Source organism: Demequina soli (assembly GCF_000971195.1).
Taxonomy (GTDB): domain Bacteria; phylum Actinomycetota; class Actinomycetes; order Actinomycetales; family Demequinaceae; genus Demequina; species Demequina soli.
On record NZ_BBLZ01000004.1, the window covers coordinates 1 to 18,474 of the forward strand.

An 18,474-nucleotide genomic window follows, 5' to 3' on the forward strand; every position below is an offset into this window, starting at 1 on the left:
GGGCCGGGGGAGCCGGCGGGGCGACCGGCGCGGGGGCGGGCGCCGCGGGGGCGACCGGGGCCGGGGCCGCGGGTGCGGCGGCGACGGGTGCGGCGGCCACGGGAGCCGGGGCGGAGCCGGGCTCGCCGATGCGGGCGAGGACCGCGCCGACCTCGGCGATCTCGTCCTCGGGCACGAGGATCTCGGTGACGACGCCGGCGAACGGCGACGGCACCTCGGTGTCGACCTTGTCGGTCGAGACCTCGAGCAGCGGCTCGTCGGCCTCGACGGAGTCGCCGACGGCCTTGAGCCAGCGGGTGACGGTGCCCTCGGTGACCGACTCGCCCAGGGCGGGCAGGGTCACGTCGCGGCCACCGGCGGCGGGCGCGACGGGGGCGGGGGCGGCGGCCACGGGCTCCGCGACGGGCGCGGGCGCCTCGACGGGGGCCGGGGAGGGAGCCGCGGGGGCGGCGGCCTCGGGTGCCGCGGCGGCGGCGGGAGCCTCGCCGGCCTCGCCGATGCGCGCGAGCACCGAGCCGACCTCGGCCTCCTCGTCCTCCTGGACGAGGATCTCGAGGAGGGTGCCGGCGAACGGCGACGGGATCTCGGTGTCGACCTTGTCGGTCGAGACCTCGAGCAGGGGCTCGTCGGCGGCGACGGTGTCGCCGACCTGCTTGAGCCAGCGGGTGACGGTGCCCTCGGTGACGGACTCGCCGAGCGCGGGAAGGGTGACGTCGTTGCTCATGGGTTCTTGTTCCTCAGTCGTGTCGGATCAGTCGTGCGCGTGCAGGGGCTTGCCGGCGAGCGCAAGGTGCGCCTCGCCCAGGGCCTCGTTCTGCGTGGGGTGGGCGTGGATGAGCGGTGCGACGTCCTCCGGGTGCGCGTCCCAGCTCACGATGAGCTGCGCCTCGCCGATCTGCTCGCCGACACGGGCGCCGAGCATGTGGACGCCGACGACCGGGCCGTCGACGACGCGCACGAGCTTGACGAAGCCCGTGGTGCCGAGGATCTGGCTCTTGCCGTTGCCGCCGAGGTTGTACTCGAGCGCCTGGATCTTGTCGGCGCCGTACTGCTCGGCCGCCTTCGCCTCGGTGAGGCCCACCGACGCGACCTCGGGGTCGCAGTAGGTCACGCGGGGGATGTTCGACTCGACGATCGCCTGCGGCGCGAGGCCCGCGATCTCCTCGGCGACGAAGATGCCCTGGCCGAAGCCGCGGTGCGCGAGCTGGAGGCCGGGGACGATGTCGCCGACCGCGTAGATGTTGGCGACGCCGGTGTGGAGGCGCTCGTCGGTGAGCACGAAGCCGCGGTCGACGCGGATGCCCTGCTCCTCGTAGCCCAGGTCGGCGGTGCGGGGGCCGCGGCCGACGGCGACGAGCAGGATGTCGGCCTCGAGGGTCTCGCCGCCCTCGAGCGTCACGACGACGCCCGCATCGGACTGCGTGACGCTCTGGAAGCGCGCGCCCAGCTTGAAGTTGATGCCGCGCTTGCGGAACGCGCGCTCGAGACCCTTGGACAGCGCCTCGTCCTCGTTCGGGGCGAGGTGCGGCAGCGCCTCGACGATGGTGACGTCGGCGCCGAAGGACTTCCACACGGACGCGAACTCGACGCCGATGACGCCGCCGCCGAGCACGATCGCGCGCTGGGGGACCCACTCCATGCCGAGCGCCTGGTCGGACGTGATGACGCGCCCGCCGATCTCGAGGCCGGGGAGCGAGCGGGCGTACGAGCCGGTCGCGAGGACGATGTTCGTGCCGGTGTAGCGCTCGCCGTTCACCTCGACGGTGTCGGGGCCGACGAGGCGGCCGTGGCCCTCGATGACGGTGACCTTGCGCGACTTCACGAGGCCCTGGAGGCCGCGGTAGAGGCGGTCGATGACGCCCTGCTTGTAGGAGTTCACCTTGAGCATGTCGATGCCCTCGAGGGTGCTGTTCACGCCGTACTTCTCGCCCTCACGGGCGTTGTCGGCGAGCTCGGCGGCGTGCAGCAGCGCCTTCGTCGGGATGCAGCCGTTGTGGAGGCACGTACCCCCCACCTTGGCCTCCTCGACCAGACCGACCTGGAGGCCGAGCTGGGAGGCGCGCAGGGCGGCGGCATAGCCGCCCGACCCGCCGCCGAGGATGAGGACATCAAACGAGCGTGGGGTGGACTCGGACACTATGGGATCTCCTTGTAAGGGATGTCTGTACGGCCCATCTTGCCACGGTGCACGGCGCGCACGAACCGCATGGCGCTAGCGCCCAAGGTCCCATCCGGTGACTACGCTGGGCACATGGGTCTGTTCTCCTGGAGGTCGAAGTCCAAGGCTGCCTCGGCGCCCTCATCGGGCGGCAGGGACGCGAAGGCGGAGACCATCGCGCACCTCAAGGGCTTCGTCGCGTCGCACTCCGGATGCGAGGCGTTCATCGAGCCCCCGACGCGCGTCACGCAGACCACCATGGTGATCGTCGCGGACACGGGGGAGTGGACCCGGCGCCGCGTGCCGGACGAGGCCACGGCGCGCAAGCTCGCGCAGCAGCTCTCCCTCCCGGCCTTCGACGTCAACCTGTCGGGCTACCCCTCCCGCATGCGCGAGTGGAACGAGAAGCACCGCAAGTCCCTGGGCTGACGATTCCCAATGACATAAGTGACGGGTGGGGCGCGTGGGACCGCCGTTGGCGGGCCCCGCGCGCGCCCGGCCTTTCACTTCTGTCACATTTGTCATTGGGAATCGAGAAGGCCCGGCCCCTTTCGCGGGGACCGGGCCTTCCTTCCGTTCAGCGACGCGTCACGCCTGGGCGCGCTCCTCGAGGAAGTGGAACAGGGTGCGCAGCGAGTGGCCGGTCGAGCCGGCGACGTTCTCCGCCCACGCCTTGCCCTCGTTGTAGGCCGGACGCGCGATGTCGAGGTGCGCCCACGGGGTCCCGCCCACGAACTCGCGCAGGAACAGGCCCGCCGACAGCATGCCGCCGCCCTGCGGGTCGCCGATGTTCTGCAGGTCCGCGATCTTCGACACGATCGACTCGCGCAGGTGCTCGGGGAGCGGCATCGCCCACATCGCCTCGTCGACCTCGCCCGCGCGGGACACGATCTCGTCGCGGATCTCGGGGGTGCCCATGACGCCCGAGGTGCGGGTGCCGAGCGCCATGCCCTGCGCGCCCGTGAGGGTCGCGACGTCGAGCAGCACGTCCGGGTCCTCCTCGCGCGCCTTCACCAGGCCGTCCGCCATGACGAGGCGGCCCTCGGCGTCGGTGTTGAGGACCTCGACCGTCTGGCCGCCGTAGATTCGGATCACGTCGGAGGGGCGCTGCGCGGTGCCCGACGGCATGTTCTCCGCGAGGCACAGCCACGCGGTGACGGCGATGGGGAGCTCGGCGCGGGCGGCCGCGATGACGGTGTGCAGCACGGTGGCGGCGCCCGTCATGTCGGACTTCATGGTCTCCATCGACTTCGACGGCTTGAGCGAGATGCCGCCGGTGTCGAACGTGATGCCCTTGCCCACGAGCGCGACGAGCTGCTTCGCGCCCTCGGGCTTGTACGACACGCGCACGAGGCGCGGGAGGCGGGACGAGCCCATGCCGACGCCCAGGATGCCGCCGAAGCCCTCGTTCGCGAGGCGGTTCGCGTCCCACACCTCGACGTCGACGCCGGTCTGGGCGCCGAGCTGCTCGGCGATCTCGGCGAACGAGCCCGGGTACAGGTCGAGCGGCGGGGTGTTGACGAGGTCGCGGATGCCCGCGGTCGCCTGCACCAGGATCGAGGCGCGCTCGATCGCGGCGTCGGACGCGCCGGCGACGATCCACGCGGTGTCGACCTGGTCCTCGACGTCCGACTTGTAGTCGGTGAACGTGTACGCGCCGAGCACGGCGCCCTGGGCGATCGCGACCGCGTCCGCGTCGGACGCGACGGGCAGCGCCACGACGACGGTCGCGGCCTTGCTCCCGACCTGGCGCGCGGCCTCGCCCGCGGCGGCGCGGAGGTCCGCGTCCGAGCCGGAGCCGATGCCGACGACCACGACGCGGCGGGCCGCGGTGCCGGTGCCCGGCACGACGGTGACCTTGCCGGTATTCGACGACGCGTCGAGGAGCGAGGCGTTCGCCGCGATGGCCGCGCGGGCCTCGTCGGCGAGCAGGGGGTGGGCTGCGACGGTGCCGTCCGCGGTCCAGCCGACGATGATGGCGTCGGCCTCGACGGACGCGACCTGATCCTGGGTGGTGGTGAGTGAGGTCATGCCGTCGAGCCTAGCCCCGGTACCTTGGGACTCGTGTACGTCCCCTTCTATCGCCACGTCCTGTCCCACGTCGACGCCGAGGTCGCCCACCGCTTCGGCGTGACCTCGATCGGGCGGGGCGCCTGGGCGTTCCGGACGATGCGCGCGCTGGGTCTCGTGGCGCGTCCCCACGCCGCGGGAGCGGTGCACGCGCTCGGGCTGACGTTCCCCGGCCCGGTGGGCCTCGCGGCCGGCATGGACAAGGACGCGGAGGCCGTCACGGGCCTCGCGGCGGCCGGCTTCGGCTTCGTCGAGGTGGGCACCGTCACGCCGAAGGGGCAGCCGGGCAACCCGAAGCCGCGCTCGTGGCGCGAGAAGGACGTCCAGGGCCTGCGCAACCAGATGGGCTTCAACAACGCCGGCGCCGACGCGATGGCCGAGCGCCTCGAGGCCCTGCGCGCCTCCAAGGCCGGACGCCGCATCGTCCTCGGCGTCAACCTCGGCAAGAACAAGACGACGCCCGCGGAGGGGGCCGCCGCGGACTACGCGTACTCGGCCAGCCGCCTCGCGCGCTACGCCGACTACCTCGTCGTGAACGTGTCCTCGCCCAACACGCCGGGCCTGCGCGACCTCCAGTCCGTGGAGACGTTGCGCCCGATCCTCGCCGCCACGCGCGCGGCCGCCGACGAGGCCGTCACGGACCGCCGCGTGCCCTTGCTCGTGAAGATCGCGCCGGACCTCGCGGACGAGGACGTCGACGCGGTCGCCGACCTCGCGCTCGAGCTGGGCCTCGACGGCATCGTCGCCTCGAACACCACCATCTCCCACGACCGCGGCCCCGGCGGCCTGTCCGGACCCGTGCTGCTGCCGCGCGCGCTCGAGATCGTGGCGCGCCTGCGTGGGCGCGTGGGCCCCGACATGTGCCTCGTCGGCGTGGGCGGCATCTCCTCGGAGGACGACGCCCGCGCGGTGCTCGCCGCCGGTGCGACGCTGCTGCAGGTCTACACGGCGTTCGTCTACCGGGGCCCGTGGTGGGTCGCGCGGCTCAACGAGGCGCTCACCCGCGCCTGACCCCGCCCCGCCTCGCCCGGTCGGGACGCCCAGTCCTCAGGATCGGGCCGCGACGGGCGTGCTCGGGAGGCTCAGTCCTCCCACGCGCCGCGACCTCAGGTCGCGCACCGTCCCGGCGGACGCGACGCCCCACCCCGCGAGCAGGAGCGCGAAGAGCGCGACGGCGAGCACGGAGGCCGCCGCGGCCCCGGTGTGCCCCGCGAGGGACGATGCGCCGGTCACCATCGTGCCGACGGGGAACGTGAACGCCCACCACGCGAGCGAGAACGGCAGCCCCTCGCGCGCGGTCATCGCCGTCACCGCGGCCGCGATCGCGAGCCACAGCAGCGCGAAGCCCATCACGGGCACGCCGTAGAGCAGGGCGAACAGCGTGAACGTGGAGGGAGCGATCCCGAGCGCCGGCCCGGCGTGATCGGCGAGCAGCCCCACCGCCGTCACGGACTGACCGAGGGGACCGAGCACGATCCACATCGTCGGCACCGTGCGCAGGTCGCCGCGCTGGTGATGCGCGAGGCGCGACCACACCTGAGGGATGATCGCGAACGCCGCCAGCCCCGAGGCGCCGAACATCGCGTAGCACGCCAGCGCCATCGTCTGCGCGGCGGCGCCGTCGAGGTGGGGCAGCAGCAGCGCCCCCGTGGCGGCCGAGACCATGGGCGGCACGACGGGCATCAGCCAGGCGCCCGTCGCCGCATCGGCCCCCACCCGGTGCCGCGTGAACGCGAGCACCGGCACGCCGACCGCGGTCGCGAGGCCCAGCGCGGTACCCACGATCCAGAGCGCGCCGTCGATCGCGACGGCGGCCGAGCCGAGCAGCGGCGGGGCGACCAGCAGCGTCGCGGCGCCGAAGGCGAGCAGTCCCATCGCCGGGGCGCCGTAGAAGTGCGCGACGCCGGGATCGAGCAGGTAGCCGCGCACCGCGCCGGGCTCGCGCCGGACGTGAGCGACGGTGCCCGCGAGCGCCGCCACGAGCACCGCTCCGGCCAGCGCCCACGCGGCCCATGCGAGCGCGTCGAGGCCGGGAAGCCGCACCGGCAGCGAGTGCGCGCCCGTCGCGACGATCGACGTGCCCATCACGACCGCGAACCAGTTGGGCGGGACGGGGACGGTGCGCGAGCGGGCCATGACCACAGCCTTCCAAGTCCCACTGGTCGCCGGTAGTGCGAGAATCATGGCGAACCACAAGCGCAGGTTGTGACGGAGGCGGCATGGCGGGGACGTCGATCGAGGAGCTGCGGATGCTCGCGGCCGTCGAGGAGCGAGGGAGCCTCACGGGCGCCGCGCACGCGCTCGGCGTCTCCCAGCAGGCGGTGTCGCAGCGCATGCGTGCGATGGAGCGGCGCTGGGGGCTGTCGCTGTTCTCGCGGAGCGCACGCGGCACCGCGCTCACGGACCAGGGCGTGATGGTGGCCGGGTGGGCTGCCGCCGTCCTCCAGCACATGGACGGCTTCGAGTCCGCCGTGGCGTCGCTGCGGGCCGACAGCGCCGCCCACCTCCGCCTGGGCGCGAGCCTCACGGTCGCGGAGCACCTGCTGCCGGGCTGGCTCGTGGCGTACGCGGCGGAGCCGGAGGCCGCGCAGGTCGAGCTCACGGCGGTCAACAGCGTCACCGTCGCCGAGCGCATCCGCTCCGGCGCGGACGACCTGGGCTTCGTCGAGACGCCGGACCCGCCCGAGGGCCTCGCGACGCTCGTGGTCGCGCACGACGAGGTCGTCCTCGTGGTCGCCCCGGGGCACCCGTGGTCGAGGCGCACCGCGGTGTCGCCCGCGGAGGTCGCACGCACGCCGCTGGTCAGCCGCGAGCCCGGCTCGGGTACGCGCCGGACCCTCGAGCGCGCCCTCGAGTCGGTGCTGGGTCCGGGAACCGTGGTCGCCCCGGCGGCCGAGCTCTCGACGACGGCCGCCATACGCGCGACCATCCTCGCGGGCGGGGGAGTGGCGGCGCTGAGCGAGCGCGCCGTCCACGACGACGTCGCCGCCGGACGGCTCATCCGCGTCCCGGTCGACGGGCCGTCGCTGTCGCGCCCGCTCGCGGCGGTGTGGGACCCGCGGCGGCGGCTGTCGCCCGCGGCCGCGCGCATCCTCGACATCGCGTCGCGACCGCGCCGCTGATCCCGGACGCCTCAGCTCCCGGCCGCCTCGCGCAGCAGCGCGATCACCCGGTCCTCCGGGGTCTGGGTGAAGTCGAGGTACCAGCGACCCACCGCGAGCATCTCATCGGGGATGAGCGCGGCGAGGGCGAGGTCCGCGGCGCCGTCCTTCATCAGCGCGTGCAGGGAGTCCGGTGCCGCGACGCCGGCCGCCACGATCACGCGGGACGCGCCGCCGGCCCGCGCGACGAGCGCCGCGGCGCGTGCGCTGCCGCCGGTGGCGATCCCGTCGTCCACCACGATCGCGGTGCGCCCGGCGAGCGGCACGCGCGGCCGGACCTCGCGGTACGCCGCGACGCGTCGCTCGAGCTCGGCGCGCTCGCGCGCCTCGATCGCCGCGACGTCCCCGTCGGTGACGCCGAGCATCCCCATGGCCGCCTCGTCGAGCACCCGGATGCCGCCCTCGCCGACCGCGCCGAAGCCGTACTCCGGGTTGCCCGGGGCGCCGAGCTTGCGCACCACCACGACGTCGAGCGGCAGGCCCAGCCCCCGCGCGATCGCGGCGCCGACCGGCACGCCGCCGCGGGGCAGCCCCAGCACGACGGCGCTCGTCGGATCGCCCTGCGCCACGAGCGGCGACAGCAGCCACGTGAGGCGCGCGCCGGCATCGTCGCGATCCCGCAGCACGTCCATGGCTCCAGTGTGCGCCCGCCCCGCCGGCCCCGGTCGGGCACGTCGGCATCGGCCCGCACCGGGGTCCGGCGAACGCGGGAACTCGGCCGCGCGCCCAGGCGTTCACCCCACGTGCGCACCTGCCAGGCGTACAAGCATTGTTTTCTCCTTTGATGCAGCGAAGGCCCCGGGGATCCCCCCGGGGCCTTCGTGTGCGTCCTGTCGGCTCAGCGCGAGCGCGGGCCGGCCTCGGTGGTCTTCGAGGCGTCCCGCTCGACGATGTCGCCGAGCACCTCGTCGATGCGCGTCATCAGCTCCGCGGGGATCTCCACACCCGACGCCTTGGCGTTGTCGACGATCTGCTCGGGACGCGACGCCCCGATGATCGCGGCGGCGACGTTCGAGTTCTGCAGCACCCACGCGATGGCGAGCTGCGCCATGGTCAGCCCCAGCTCGTCGGCGATGACCTGCAGGCCCTGGACGCGCGTGAGGATGTCGTCCCTCATGAACCGCTGGATGAAGTTCGCGCCCGACTTCTCGTCGGTCGCGCGCGAGCCGGCGGGGGCGGGCTGGCCCGGCCTGTACTTGCCGGTGAGGATGCCCTGCGCGACGGGCGACCACACGATCTGCGACACGCCCACCTCCTGCGACGCGGGCACGACCTCGTCCTCGATGACGCGCCACAGCATCGAGTACTGCGGCTGCGAGGACACGAACGGGATGCGCAGCTCCTTCGCGAGCGCGGCGCCCGCGCGGATCTGGTCCGCGGTCCACTCGCTCACGCCGATGTAGTGCGCCTTGCCCGCGTGCACGATGTCCGCGAACGCGCTCATCGTCTCCTCGAGCGGCGTGTCGTAGTCGAAGCGATGTGCCTGGTAGAGATCCACGTAGTCGGTCTGGAGGCGCGTGAGCGAGCCGTTGATGGACTCCATGATGTGCTTGCGCGACAGGCCCATGTCGTTGGCGCCGCCGGGGCCGGTGGGCCAGAACACCTTGGTGAAGATCTCGAGGCTCTCGCGACGCTCGCCCTTGAGGGCGTCGCCCAGCACGACCTCGGCGGCGGTGTTCGCGTAGACGTCCGCCGTGTCGAAGGACGTGATGCCGACGTCGAGCGCCGCGCGCACGCACGCCTTCGCCTGATCGTTCTCCACCTGCGAGGCGTGGGTGATCCAGTTGCCGTAGGTGAGCTCCGTGATCTTGAGGCCGGAGTTGCCCAGGTATCGATAGTTGACCATGCCTCGACCCTAGGGGAGGGACGATGCGCGGGTCGCCCGGGCGGCCCGGTTCAGCGGCGCGCGAACGCGAGGGCGACGATGCGCTCCGCGGCGACGTCCGCACCCGGCGGCATGCCGCGCATGCGGGTCCCGACGGCCTCGGCGCGGGACCTCAGACCGCCGTCGGCGAGCATCGCCTCGACCGTGTCGCGGACGACCTCGGGCCGGGCGGACCTGCGCAGCACCCTCCCGAGGCCCGCGCGCGCGAGCGCGTCGCCGAGCATGCGCTGGTCGGCGGTCGGGTTGATCGGCAGCACGAGCACGGGGACCCCGTGCGCGAGCGCCTTCATCGTGGTCGAGTGGCCGCCGTGCCCGATGAGGAGGTCGGTGCGGGCCAGCAGCTCCGCGTGGTCGGCGAAGGCGCGCACATCGACGTTCGCCGCGGCGGGCACCTCGCCGCCCAGGTCCACCCGGCCGGTCGTCACGACGGCCGTCACGGGCAGCGCCGCCAGCGCCGCGACGATGCGCCGGTAGACGTCGAGCATCCCCGGCCAGCCGGTCGAGCTGAGCGACACGAGGATCCGAGGCGGGCCGTCGTGGGGCGCCCGCTCCGCGCCGGTCTCGGTGGTGCCCGTCCACACGGCGTCGGCGAGGCGGCGACCGTCGCGGCCCGGGTCGAGCCCGGGATCCGTCGCCACGAGCCGCAGTCCCGCCTCGCGCCACAGCGTCGCGGGCCGCAGGCGGCGCGCGGCGAGGGCGACGCCCGCCGGGCCCCGGTCGAACCGGTCGGTCCAGTACGAGGCGAACGTGTGGAACAGCACCGCCGTGGGCGCACCGGCGTCGAGCACCCCTCGCAGCGGCGCGGGCAGCATGCAGTCCGCGACCACGACGTCGGGCCGCTCGGACTCCACCAGGGCGCGGGTGGCGGCCGTGGTCGCGCGCCCGCCCATGAGGCGCAGCAGCGCGGACAGGTCGCCGGACGCGGTCCCCTCGCCCCGCACGGCCGCCGCGACGGCGGTGGCGGCGGCCAGCTCGCGCCGCGGCAGCGCCGTGCCCCCGGGCGGCAGTCCCGCGACGGCCACCCCGTGACCGCGCGCGACCAGCGCGTCGGCGACGGCCAGGGTCGGCGGCACGTTGCCGCCCATGTCCGCCGTGATCATCAGCACCCTCATGCCACGCCCCCCGTCGCATCGTGCCCCTGGCACACGATAGGCACGAGCGGCGCCCCGGCGGATGGGTGCTGGCACGGATGCCCGGGGACGACGAGAGCCCCGGGCGGCGGCCCGGGGCTCTCGTGGACGACGCGCTGGTGCGGTCAGACGGGGTACTCGCCCCGCTTGACGGCCGGCTTGGGCGCGCGGAAGCGACGCATGTTGAGGTGGCGGGCGATGACGTAGAACGTCCAGCCGCGGGGGACGCGGCGCTCGCCGAACTTCGCGATGAACGCCTTCTTCATGCGGCGCGTCATGAGCCACGTGTCGACGGCGACGCCGAGGACGATCGCGTAGAAGAGGGCGATCAGCGCCAGGCCCATCCAGTTCGTCGAGGGGATCACCAGCGACAGGATGACGAACACGATCGACATCGGCAGCAGGAACTCGCCGGGCGCGGTGCGCGCGTCGACGTAGTCGCGCAGGAACCGGCGCTCGGGACCGCGGTGCTCGAGCGGCATGTGCCGCTCGTCGCCCTCGCGCATCGCCTGGAACTCCTTCTCGCGCTGCACGCGCTGCTTCTCGCGCTGCGCCTTGCGGTCGGCCTTGGAGTCGGCGATGACCGGGCGGCGGCGCGCGGCCTCCTGCTCCTTGCGCTTGGGCGTCGGGCGGCCCTTCTTGCCGGTGTCGACGCCGGGGATCTCGGTCTCGGGGGAGTTGTTGTCGCTCATGTGTGGTGAGGGCCGAGGCCCGTATCCGTCCTTCTGGTCAGTCCTTGGCGGGGGCGAGCGCGGGAAGCGCGAGCATGCGGTCGAGCGCGACCTTCGCGAGGCGCTGGGTCTCGTCATCGACGACGATGACGTTCGGGACGTCGCCCGCGACCAGCGACTCGAGCGCCCACACCAGGTGGGGCAGGTCGATGCGGTTCATGGTGGAGCAGAAGCACACCGTGTCCTCGAGGAAGTGGACCTCCTTGTCGGGATGCGCGTTGGCGACCCGACGGACCAGGTTGAGCTCGGTGCCGATGACCCACTTCGAGCCGGGCTCGGCGGCGTCCAGCGTGTTGATGATGTACTCGGTCGAGCCGACGTGGTCGGCCGCGGTCACGACGTCGTGCGCGCACTCGGGGTGCACGAGCACGTTGATGCCGGGCACCTGCTCGCGGAACTTCTCGACGTGCGCGCGGCGGAAGCGGCCGTGCACCGAGCAGTGGCCCTTCCACAGGATCACGCGGGCCGCCTCGACCGCCTCGGCGGTGTTGCCGCCCAGGGGCTTGCGGGGGTCCCAGACGATGCAGTCGTCGAGACCGAGGCCCAGCTTCAGCACCGCGGTGTTGCGGCCGAGGTGCTGGTCCGGCAGGAACAGCACCTTGCCGTCGCCGTCCACGCCGCCGACCTGGTCGAACGCCCAGCGCACCGCGACCTCGGCGTTCGAGGACGTGCACACCACGCCGCCGTGCTCGCCGCAGAACGCCTTGATGGCGGCCGTCGAGTTCATGTAGGTGACGGGCACGGTGCGCGAGGCGACGCCGGCCTCCTCGAGCTGCGCCCATGCGTCGTCGACCTGGTTGATGTTCGCCATGTCGGCCATCGAGCAGCCCGCGGCCATGTCCGGCAGCACGACCTGCTGCGCGTCGGACGTGAGGATGTCGGCGCTCTCGGCCATGAAGTGCACGCCGCAGAAGACGATGAACTCCGCCTCCGGGCGCGCGGCTGCGTCGCGCGCGAGCTTGAACGAGTCGCCGGTGACGTCCGCGAACTGGATGACCTCGTCGCGCTGGTAGTGGTGCCCGAGGATGAACGCGCGGTCGCCCAGCGCCTCCTTCGCGGCGCGGGCCCGCTCGACCAGGTCCGGGTCGGACGGCGACGGGAGCGTGCCGGGACAGTCCACCCCGCGCTCCGACAGGGGGTCGCGACGCTCGCCCAGGAGCATCAGCGCAGACGGCGAGGGCTCAGTGAAGGTCTGGGTCATCCGAACATTGTCGCACGCGCGGCAGGGCACACTTGAGGCCATGCGCGCCGTCATCGCCGCCCAGAGCTGGCCCCGCCAGGACTCCGGGACCCTCGCCCCCGATCAGACCGCCCGGATCGTCCGAGATGCCTGGTCCGCGGCCGCTCCGCACGTCGCGCTCGACGTCGTCGCGACCCCCGCGGGAGGCCCGCGGACGGCCGATGCGTTGGCGGGGGAGACGTGGTCCGTCGGGGGCGCACGGGCACGCCGCGTGGGCACGGTCGCGGTGCTCGCGCCGGCCTCGGGCGGGCGCTGGGAGCCGGGCGCGCTGAGCGCCGCGCTGCTGGGCCTCGCGGCGGCGGGGGAGACGGGCCGCATCGTCGTGCCGCTCGGCGACGAGACGCCCGCGGGGGACGCCGTCGACGTGTGGGGCGGCGGCCTCGAGGCCGCCCGCGCCGGGGTCGCGCGCCTCGACGTCGTGGCGCTCGTGGGCTCGGACCGCCCCCTGCTGGGGTTCACGGGCATGAGCGCGGCCGTCCGGGACGGCCGTGAGCACGATGCGGCGCTCGCCCAGGCCGCCCAGGTCCAGGAGGAGAGGTGGGCCGCCATCGCGCGGGAGGCCGACCCGGTTGCGGCGCGCCGCACGCTGATCGGACCCGCGCGGCTGTCCGACGAGCCGGGTACCGGCGCCGCCGGAGGGCTCGCCTACGCGCTCGCCGCGATGGGCGCGCGGCTCGTGCCCGCCGCGCCGGCCGCCGCGGAGCTCGCGGGCCTCGACTCCGCCGCGCACGACGCCGACGTGGTGGTGGCCGTCACCGAGCGGCTCACCGCGTCGGACCTCGATCACGGGGTCGTCTCCGCCGCATCGTCCCTGGCCGCCCGCCGGGGCGTGCCGTGCGTCGCCGTCACCTCCCATCTCGCGGTGGGGCGCCGCGACCTGATGGCCGCGGGCGTCGCCTCCGCGCATGAGGCGGAGCCGGGGGAGGGCGCGCTCGGCGACCAGATCCGTCGCGTCGCGCACACCTGGACCCCGCGCCGGTGACGGCCGCGACCCCGGCGCGCGGCGGTCACCCGTTCGCGCCCGGCGACACCGTCGACCTGCTCGCGTTCGTGGGGCCGCGGCGTCGGTGGCGGGAGGCGCTGGCCGGCGCGGCCGGCTGCCTCGTGGCGCAGCTCCCGGTCGTGGTGTTGGTGGTGCTGGTCGCCCGCGACGTGGTGCCGGCCGAGCTCGGATCGCCGGACGCGCCCGACAACCGCGGCGGCTGGCTGCACTGGTACCTGGCGTTCGCCTGGACCACGGGATGGGGCATCGGCCTCATCCTGATGCTGCGCCGGGTTGCGTTCCTCAAGGGCGGTGGCGCGAGGGCGCGCCTCACCCGTGTCGACGGAGGGTGGCACGTGGCGGAGTGCTCGAGGCGCCCAGGGGAGGGCTTCGCGCTCCGTGACGGCGGGGTGCTGCGCATCGGGTCGGGCCGTCTCCTGGGCCTGCGTCCGTCGCCACGGTCGGCGGAGCTGGTGCTCCACACCCGGATGGAGGGCAGCGCCGACCCGAGCGCGGCGATGGTCGGGCTGTGGTCTATCGCGCGTCGAGACGAGCTCAGCGTGCGCGCGGCGAGCGCGGCCCTCGCGGCCACCGGGAGCCGCCTGGAGATCTCCGAGGTCGACTCTCTGCTGCGCACCGATATCTGACGTGCCTCGCCCCTGGTCGGTGACACGTCCACCGATCTTGCGGCGGGGGTTCGGAATATCCCGGCCGCGGCGTACGCTTGACACGGAAACCCGAGAGAGAGGAGGCGCACATGGCTGATCTTGCGACCGAGACCAAGGCCCATGGCGTCGTCATCACCGATGCCGCGGCTGCCAAGGTCAGGAGCCTGCTCGAGCAGGAGGGCCGCGACGACCTGCGGCTGCGCCTCGCGGTGCAGCCCGGCGGCTGCTCCGGCCTCATCTACCAGCTCTACTTCGATGAGCGCGCGCTGGACGGGGACGCGGTTCGCGACTTCGACGGCGTGGAGGTCGTGGTCGACAAGATGTCGGTCCCGTACCTCGATGGCGCGACGATCGACTTCTCGGACACCATCGAGAAGCAGGGGTTCACCATCGACAACCCCAACGCGTCGAGCTCCTGCGCGTGCGGAGACTCCTTCAGCTGAGTCGCATTCTCAGCGGAGACGGACGGTGAGGGCCACGGCCCCGCCGTCCGTCTTCTTTTCCCCCACGAACGCGTGGCCCGTCATCCGGGCCCACGCGGGCACGTCGACACGGGCGGCGAGATCCGTGCAGACCACCGTGAGCACGGTCCCCGGCTCGCGGCCGCGGGCGGCCTTCGCGAGCTCGATGATGGGCAGCGGGCACAGCAGCCCCGTCGCGTCGACCGTGACGGCCTCGCCGGCCACGTCAGGCGACCTCGGGCGCGCCGGCCTCCGCGCGCAGCTCCGCGATCACGCGCGGCATCAGCGCGACGAGCCGGTCGATGTCCGCGTCGGTCACTCCTGGGTGCAGGCCCATCCGCACGTTGCCGTGGCTGAGCGCGCCGACCGCGGCGAGGACCCGGCTGGGCTCAAGCGTGCTCGTGGTGCAGGCGGAGCCCGACCCCACGGCGATGCCCTCGCGGTCGAGGCGCGTCAGCAGCGCCTCGCCGTCGACGTAGAGGCACGAGAACGTCACGACGTGGGGGAGGCGCTCGTCGGGGTCGCCGACCACGTCGACGCCCGGCCAGGCGGACGCGGCCTCGCGCACGCGGGCGACCAGGCCGTGCAGGCGCAGCGACGTGGCGTCGAGCAGCTCGCGACGCTCCTGCAGCGCGACCGCGGCGGCCAGCACCGCGGGCACGAGCACGCCGCCCGGCGCCCAGTCGTCGCCCTCGGGCCAGGCGGGCAGCCACCGCGTCTGCGGGCGCAGCGCGACGACGCCCAGGCCGGCCGGCCCGCCCCAGTCCGCGGGGTTGGCGACCAGCGCGTCCCAGTGCGCGGGGGAGGGTCCGTGGCCGATGCTCGCGGTCGCGTCGACGAGCAGCGGCACCCTGGCCGCCGCCGTGATCTCAGCGACGCGCGCGAGGCGCTGCACGGTGCCGATCTCGTGGTTGGCGTGCTGGACCGCGGCCAGCGCGACGTCGGGCACCTCGACCTCCGCCGCGAGGGCGTCGAGGTCCACGTGGCCCCGCGCGTCGACCGCCACGGTGGTGACGCGCCCGCCGCTGACGTGGTGCGCGGCGTGCAGGGTCGCGTCGCGCTCGACGGCGGAGGCGACGATGCGGTCGCGCCCGCGGCGCGCCGTGAACACGCCCGCGATGACGCGCTCGAGCGCGGCGTGAGGGGACTGGGTGAGGTGGGTGTGCTCGGGGCGGGCGCCCAGCGCCTCGGCGATCGCCTCGCGCGACGCGTCGAGCAGCTGGCGGGCGCGGCGCGACTCGGTGTGGAGCCGCGACGGGTCGGCCCAGCCGTCGGCGAGGCCGGCATGGAACGCCTCGAGCGTCCTGTTCGTCATAGGTGAGGATCCACTGGCATCCAGGAACATACGTGCGGCCTGCATGGCATCACGGTACTCCGCGCTAGACTGCCGCTGTGTCCCACCTTTCACGTCCCCGCGTGCCCGGAAAAGCCCTGGCAGGCATCGCTGTCCTGGGACTGACGTCCCTCCTGGCAGGATGCGCCAACGGCATCGAGAATGGCGCCCTCCCCAGTTCCCCCGACATCACGAACCAGACGGGTCGCATCATCACCCTCTGGAACGGCTCCTGGATCGCCGCCCTCACGGTCGGCGTCATCACCTGGGGCCTGATCCTGTGGGCGGTCGCGGCCTACCGCAAGCGCAAGGGGGACAACAAGCTCCCCGTGCAGACGCGCGCGAACATCCCGCTCGAGCTGATGTACACGATCGTGCCGCTGCTCATGGTCGGCGTGCTGTTCAAGTACACGGCCGAGGACGTCGCCGCGATCAAGGACACGTCCGCCACCCCCGACCTCCACATCAACGTGGTGGGCAAGCAGTGGAGCTGGGACTTCAACTACGTCGACGACGACGTGTACGACCCGGGTGTCCAGGCGACCCTCACCGGCAAGGAGGGCGTCGAGCAGACCCTGCCGACCCTCTACCTGCCCGTCGACGAGCGCGTCGAGTTCACGCTGAACTCCCGCGACGTCATCCACTCGTTCTGGGTGCCCGCGTTCCTCTACAAGGAGGACGTGGTCCCCGGCAAGACCAACACCTTCCAGCTGATCCCCACGCAGGAGGGCGAGTACCAGGGCAAGTGCGCCGAGCTGTGCGGCGAGTACCACGCGTCCATGCTCTTCAACGTCAAGGTCGTCTCCCGTGAGGAGTACGACGCCCACATGGCCGACCTCGCCGCCGAGGGCTACACCGGCCAGATCGGCGTCGACGACTACAGCCGCGACCAGGTCGTGCAGCTGACCCAGGAGCACGAGGAGGCTCAGTCCTGATGGCCACCGTCCCCTTCGAGGCCGCCGGCGACGACCGTCGCCCCGCCGCCATCACCGTCCCGACCACGCGTCGCGGCAACCTGGTCATCAAGTGGATCACCTCCACCGACCACAAGACCATCGGGTACATGTACCTGATCACGTCGTTCTTCTTCTTCATCGTGGGCGGCCTGCTCGCGCTGCTGATCCGCGCGGAGCTGTTCGAGCCCGGCATGCAGATCGTGCAGTCGGCCGAGCAGTACAACCAGCTCTTCACGATGCACGGCACGATCATGCTGCTGCTGTTCGCGACCCCGCTGTTCGCTGGCTTCGCGAACTTCATCATGCCGCTGCAGATCGGCGCGCCCGACGTCGCGTTCCCGCGCCTCAACATGCTGGCGTACTGGCTGTACCTCTTCGGCGGCGTCATCGCCATGGCGGGCTTCTTCACGCCGCAGGGCGCGGCGTCGTTCGGCTGGTTCGCGTACGCGCCGCTGTCGAACTCGATCTACTCGCCCGGCGTCGGCGGCGACCTGTGGGTCTTCGGCCTCGCGCTCGGCGGCTTCGGCACCATCCTCGGCTCGGTGAACTTCATCACCACCATCGTCACGATGCGCGCGCCGGGCATGACCATGTTCCGCATGCCGATCTTCACCTGGAACATCCTGGTGACGTCGATGCTCGTGCTGCTCGCGTTCCCGCCGCTCGCCTCGGCGCTGTTCGCGCTCGGCTCGGACCGCGTCCTGCACTCGCAGGTGTTCAACCCGGACAACGGCGGCGCCATCCTGTGGCAGCACCTGTTCTGGTTCTTCGGCCATCCCGAGGTGTACATCATCGCGCTGCCGTTCTTCGGCATCGTCTCCGAGATCTTCCCGGTGTTCGCGCGCAAGCCGCTGTTCGGCTACCACGGCCTCGTCTACGCGACCATCGCCATCGCGGCGCTGTCCGTGACCGTGTGGGCGCACCACATGTACGTCACCGGCGCGGTCCTGCTGCCGTTCTTCTCGTTCATGACGATGCTCATCGCGGTCCCGACCGGCGTGAAGTTCTTCAACTGGATCGGCACCATCTGGCGAGGGAAGATCACGTTCGAGACGCCCATGCTGTGGTCGCTCGGCTTCCTCGTGACCTTCCTCTTCGGCGGCCTCACCGGCATCATCCTGAGCTCGCCGGTGCTCGACTTCCAGCTGTCCGACTCGTACTTCGTGGTCGCGCACTTCCACTACGTGGTGTTCGGCACCGTGGTGTTCGCGATGTTCGCGGGCTTCTACTTCTGGTGGCCCAAGTTCACCGGCCGCATGCTCAACGAGACGCTCGGCAAGGTCCACTTCTGGATGCTGTTCATCGGCTTCCACACCACGTTCCTCGTCCAGCACTGGCTCGGCGCGCACGGCATGGCCCGTCGCTACGTCGACTACATGCCCGAGGACGGCTTCACCTGGATGAACCAGCTGTCGACGATCGGCGCCGTGCTGCTCGCGCTGTCGACGCTGCCCTTCTTCTGGAACGTCTACCTCACCTCGCGCAAGGCGCCCAAGGTGACGGTCGACGACCCGTGGGGCTTCGGCAACTCGCTCGAGTGGGCCACCTCGTGCCCGCCGCCGCGCCACAACTTCACGTCCATCCCGCGCATCCGCTCGGAGCGTCCCGCGTTCGACCTGCACCACCCCGGTGCGGCCGCGCGTGACCACCACCAGGCCGAGCGCGACGCCAGCGACCACGCGCCCGTCGCGTAAGGAGG

Annotated in this window: 19 protein-coding genes; 8 read left to right on the plus strand and 11 right to left on the minus strand. The window is 72.9% G+C overall.

The features are described from left to right. On the minus strand, nt 1-724 hold a 724-nt coding region (locus AOM04_RS09060; protein WP_304512014.1), incomplete at its 3' end, for a biotin/lipoyl-containing protein. 27 nt (nt 725-751) lie between these two features. Then, a complete protein-coding gene (lpdA, locus tag AOM04_RS09065; protein ID WP_228373694.1) occupies nt 752-2,140 on the minus strand; it encodes a dihydrolipoyl dehydrogenase in 1,389 nt (462 codons plus the stop codon). 111 nt (nt 2,141-2,251) lie between these two features. Here lpdA and AOM04_RS09070 point away from each other — a divergent pair, with 111 nt between their 5' ends. Continuing rightward, a complete protein-coding gene (locus AOM04_RS09070) occupies nt 2,252-2,587 on the plus strand; it encodes a hypothetical protein (RefSeq protein WP_062464474.1) in 336 nt (111 codons plus the stop codon). Nucleotides 2,588-2,746: 159 nt separating this feature from the next. Here AOM04_RS09070 and AOM04_RS09075 read toward each other — a convergent pair whose 3' ends face one another. After that, on the minus strand, nt 2,747-4,189 hold the full coding sequence (locus AOM04_RS09075) for a leucyl aminopeptidase (protein WP_062464475.1): 1,443 nt from the start codon (nt 4,187-4,189) through the stop codon (nt 2,747-2,749). Nucleotides 4,190-4,222: 33 nt separating this feature from the next. On the opposite strand from AOM04_RS09075, the gene AOM04_RS09080 reads away from it, so the two are divergent. Further along, nucleotides 4,223-5,239, plus strand: coding sequence for a quinone-dependent dihydroorotate dehydrogenase (locus AOM04_RS09080; RefSeq protein WP_082104550.1), 1,017 nt, complete (start codon nt 4,223-4,225; stop codon nt 5,237-5,239). Between the two features lie 36 nt (nt 5,240-5,275). Here AOM04_RS09080 and AOM04_RS09085 read toward each other — a convergent pair whose 3' ends face one another. Continuing rightward, nucleotides 5,276-6,364 (minus strand): TDT family transporter, encoded by a 1,089-nt coding sequence (locus AOM04_RS09085; RefSeq protein ID WP_062464477.1) that lies wholly within the window; start codon nt 6,362-6,364, stop codon nt 5,276-5,278. An 83-nt stretch (nt 6,365-6,447) separates the two neighbouring features. On the opposite strand from AOM04_RS09085, the gene AOM04_RS09090 reads away from it, so the two are divergent. Continuing rightward, entirely contained in the window at nt 6,448-7,350 is a 903-nt protein-coding gene (locus tag AOM04_RS09090; protein WP_062464478.1) for a LysR family transcriptional regulator, read from the plus strand. A gap of 11 nt (nt 7,351-7,361) precedes the next feature. On the opposite strand, the gene AOM04_RS09095 is transcribed toward AOM04_RS09090, so the two are convergent. The 5 genes from AOM04_RS09095 to nadA form a co-directional block, all read right to left on the minus strand. Beyond that, on the minus strand, nt 7,362-8,021 hold the full coding sequence (locus AOM04_RS09095) for a phosphoribosyltransferase (RefSeq protein WP_062464479.1): 660 nt from the start codon (nt 8,019-8,021) through the stop codon (nt 7,362-7,364). Between the two features lie 206 nt (nt 8,022-8,227). Continuing rightward, nucleotides 8,228-9,235 (minus strand): aldo/keto reductase family protein, encoded by a 1,008-nt coding sequence (locus tag AOM04_RS09100; RefSeq protein WP_062464480.1) that lies wholly within the window; start codon nt 9,233-9,235, stop codon nt 8,228-8,230. A gap of 50 nt (nt 9,236-9,285) precedes the next feature. Beyond that, a complete protein-coding gene (locus AOM04_RS09105) occupies nt 9,286-10,386 on the minus strand; it encodes a glycosyltransferase (protein ID WP_156160680.1) in 1,101 nt (366 codons plus the stop codon). Between the two features lie 143 nt (nt 10,387-10,529). Beyond that, entirely contained in the window at nt 10,530-11,096 is a 567-nt protein-coding gene (locus AOM04_RS09110; RefSeq protein ID WP_062464482.1) for a DUF3043 domain-containing protein, read from the minus strand. Nucleotides 11,097-11,133: 37 nt separating this feature from the next. Further along, entirely contained in the window at nt 11,134-12,336 is a 1,203-nt protein-coding gene (gene nadA / locus AOM04_RS09115) for a quinolinate synthase NadA (RefSeq protein ID WP_062464483.1), read from the minus strand. A 40-nt stretch (nt 12,337-12,376) separates the two neighbouring features. On the opposite strand from nadA, the gene AOM04_RS09120 reads away from it, so the two are divergent. From AOM04_RS09120 to erpA, 3 genes are all read left to right on the plus strand, one after another. Continuing rightward, nucleotides 12,377-13,357 carry a glycerate kinase gene (locus AOM04_RS09120; protein WP_062464484.1) on the plus strand — a complete coding sequence of 327 codons (981 nt, stop codon included), beginning with the start codon at nt 12,377-12,379 and terminating at the stop codon, nt 13,355-13,357. Continuing rightward, nucleotides 13,354-14,004 carry a hypothetical protein gene (locus AOM04_RS09125; RefSeq protein WP_062464485.1) on the plus strand — a complete coding sequence of 217 codons (651 nt, stop codon included), beginning with the start codon at nt 13,354-13,356 and terminating at the stop codon, nt 14,002-14,004. Before AOM04_RS09120 ends, AOM04_RS09125 begins: the two co-directional genes overlap by 4 nt. A 110-nt stretch (nt 14,005-14,114) precedes the next feature. Further along, a complete protein-coding gene (erpA, locus tag AOM04_RS09130; protein ID WP_062464486.1) occupies nt 14,115-14,468 on the plus strand; it encodes an iron-sulfur cluster insertion protein ErpA in 354 nt (117 codons plus the stop codon). A gap of 9 nt (nt 14,469-14,477) precedes the next feature. On the opposite strand, the gene AOM04_RS09135 is transcribed toward erpA, so the two are convergent. Together AOM04_RS09135 and AOM04_RS09140 are read right to left on the minus strand one after the other, a co-directional pair. After that, nucleotides 14,478-14,711 (minus strand): sulfurtransferase TusA family protein, encoded by a 234-nt coding sequence (locus AOM04_RS09135; RefSeq protein WP_062464487.1) that lies wholly within the window; start codon nt 14,709-14,711, stop codon nt 14,478-14,480. A 1-nt stretch (nt 14,712) separates the two neighbouring features. Continuing rightward, the gene (locus tag AOM04_RS09140; protein ID WP_062464488.1) at nt 14,713-15,846 is read right to left on the minus strand and encodes a cysteine desulfurase family protein; all 1,134 of its coding nucleotides are present in this window, start codon (nt 15,844-15,846) and stop codon (nt 14,713-14,715) included. Nucleotides 15,847-15,878: 32 nt separating this feature from the next. Here AOM04_RS09140 and ctaC point away from each other — a divergent pair, with 32 nt between their 5' ends. Further along, nucleotides 15,879-16,754: an aa3-type cytochrome oxidase subunit II gene (gene ctaC / locus AOM04_RS09145; protein WP_062464489.1), complete on the plus strand. Its 876-nt coding sequence runs from the start codon at nt 15,879-15,881 to the stop codon at nt 16,752-16,754. Beyond that, nucleotides 16,754-18,469 carry an aa3-type cytochrome oxidase subunit I gene (gene ctaD, locus AOM04_RS09150; protein ID WP_082104552.1) on the plus strand — a complete coding sequence of 572 codons (1,716 nt, stop codon included), beginning with the start codon at nt 16,754-16,756 and terminating at the stop codon, nt 18,467-18,469. Before ctaC ends, ctaD begins: the two co-directional genes overlap by 1 nt. Nucleotides 18,470-18,474 lie beyond the last annotated feature (5 nt).

What these genes read in the sequence shown, in the direction of transcription:
- AOM04_RS09070 (WP_062464474.1), top strand. Translation starts at nt 2,252, where the DNA reads ATGGGTCTGTTCTCCTGGAGGTCGAAGTCCAAGGCTGCCTCGGCGCCC.
- AOM04_RS09075 (WP_062464475.1), bottom strand. Translation starts at nt 4,189, where the DNA reads ATGACCTCACTCACCACCACCCAGGATCAGGTCGCGTCCGTCGAGGCC.
- AOM04_RS09085 (WP_062464477.1), bottom strand. Translation starts at nt 6,364, where the DNA reads ATGGCCCGCTCGCGCACCGTCCCCGTCCCGCCCAACTGGTTCGCGGTC.
- AOM04_RS09090 (WP_062464478.1), top strand. Translation starts at nt 6,448, where the DNA reads ATGGCGGGGACGTCGATCGAGGAGCTGCGGATGCTCGCGGCCGTCGAG.
- AOM04_RS09095 (WP_062464479.1), bottom strand. Translation starts at nt 8,021, where the DNA reads ATGGACGTGCTGCGGGATCGCGACGATGCCGGCGCGCGCCTCACGTGG.
- AOM04_RS09100 (WP_062464480.1), bottom strand. Translation starts at nt 9,235, where the DNA reads ATGGTCAACTATCGATACCTGGGCAACTCCGGCCTCAAGATCACGGAG.
- AOM04_RS09105 (WP_156160680.1), bottom strand. Translation starts at nt 10,386, where the DNA reads ATGAGGGTGCTGATGATCACGGCGGACATGGGCGGCAACGTGCCGCCG.
- AOM04_RS09110 (WP_062464482.1), bottom strand. Translation starts at nt 11,096, where the DNA reads ATGAGCGACAACAACTCCCCCGAGACCGAGATCCCCGGCGTCGACACC.
- nadA (WP_062464483.1), bottom strand. Translation starts at nt 12,336, where the DNA reads ATGACCCAGACCTTCACTGAGCCCTCGCCGTCTGCGCTGATGCTCCTG.
- AOM04_RS09120 (WP_062464484.1), top strand. Translation starts at nt 12,377, where the DNA reads ATGCGCGCCGTCATCGCCGCCCAGAGCTGGCCCCGCCAGGACTCCGGG.
- erpA (WP_062464486.1), top strand. Translation starts at nt 14,115, where the DNA reads ATGGCTGATCTTGCGACCGAGACCAAGGCCCATGGCGTCGTCATCACC.
- AOM04_RS09140 (WP_062464488.1), bottom strand. Translation starts at nt 15,846, where the DNA reads ATGCAGGCCGCACGTATGTTCCTGGATGCCAGTGGATCCTCACCTATG.
- ctaD (WP_082104552.1), top strand. Translation starts at nt 16,754, where the DNA reads ATGGCCACCGTCCCCTTCGAGGCCGCCGGCGACGACCGTCGCCCCGCC.